We start from the raw sequence: 1156 nt of genomic DNA, 5'->3' as shown, positions 1-1156 counted from the left end.
GCCGGCCTTGCGCTTGCCCCGGAGCATGAAGGTCCGCAGGCCGCGCGTCCGCATCTGGCCGAAGACCGGCTCGATCGTACTCTTCCGCTCCGCGTACGCCTCCCGGTTCTCCTCTTTCCCCAGCTGCGCCTGCATTTCCTGGTACTGATCCGAGGGTGGAGACGTCGCCGTCTTTGGCCGCGCCGGCACCGCGATCAGCAGCGTCATTTCCCCATCTCCCTCGTCGGCGTTCTCGTTCGACCAGTACCCCGCGTCCGCCACCAGCATCTCCGGCCGTGCCCCCGCCTGCTCTTCACACCGCGCCAGCATGGGGATCAGCTGGTGCACGTCATTCGTCTCCTGCGTGATCTGCTGGGCCACGATCACCTGCGTTCCGCTCTCGGCCATGGCCTGCGCGTTGTAGCCCTGCACCCAGCCGCGCCGCGTGGACAGCGCCTGGCTTTCCGGGTCCGTCATGTTCGCGGTCGTCTTCTCCGGCAGATCCACCTTCTCCACATCCGTCGGCCTGCGTCCGCGGCCTCGCCCGCTCCGCTTCTTCCACGCATCCACCACCTCCTGCTGCTCGGCCCGCATGGCGTCCCGCCGTTCGTTCAGCCGCGCCAGTGCCGCCTGCAACTCCTCCACCCGCTTCTCCCCCGACCTCAGCTTCTCCGGCAGCTCGTCCCCGCGCAGCTCCATCCCGTACTGCGCATCTTCTGCCCGGTCCGTCGCCTCGGCGGAGGCGAGCAGTTCCGCCACCAGCTTCTCCAGCTTCGCGCGCGTCCGGTTCTGCTCCAGCGCGCAGTTGCCCTGCACCCGCGTACCATCCAGCGACACCCGCCCCAGCTTCACCAGTCCCGCCTCACGGCACAGCTCCAGCGACTCCGTGAAGAGCGCCAGGAGCGCCTCCGAGTGCGCCGTCCGAAACGTGCTCAGAGTGCGGAAGTTCGGCGTCTGGTTCGCCGCCAGGTACCGGAACCCCACATCCTGCTCCAGCGCCTGCGCCAGCTTCCTCGAACTCACCACCCCGTTGCTGTATCCGTACAGCAGCACCTTCACCATCATCCCCGGGTGGAACGCCGCCGCCCCCCACCCGTCCTCACGGTACTGCGCGTAGAAGCACGACAGCCGGCCCGACAGCGCGAGCTGATCCACCACGTCTGACAGGAACCGCGTA

1 protein-coding gene is annotated in these 1156 nt (G+C 68.2%); it reads right to left on the bottom strand.

From position 1 onward, the window contains the following. Positions 1-1156: transposase (locus HNQ61_RS29415; RefSeq protein WP_183685875.1), on the bottom strand; the 1156-nt coding region annotated here is incomplete at both ends.

Origin of the sequence: Longimicrobium terrae (genome assembly GCF_014202995.1) — a bacterium.
GTDB lineage: Bacteria > Gemmatimonadota > Gemmatimonadetes > Longimicrobiales > Longimicrobiaceae > Longimicrobium > Longimicrobium terrae.
This window is presented reverse-complemented; position numbering and strand designations above follow the sequence as displayed.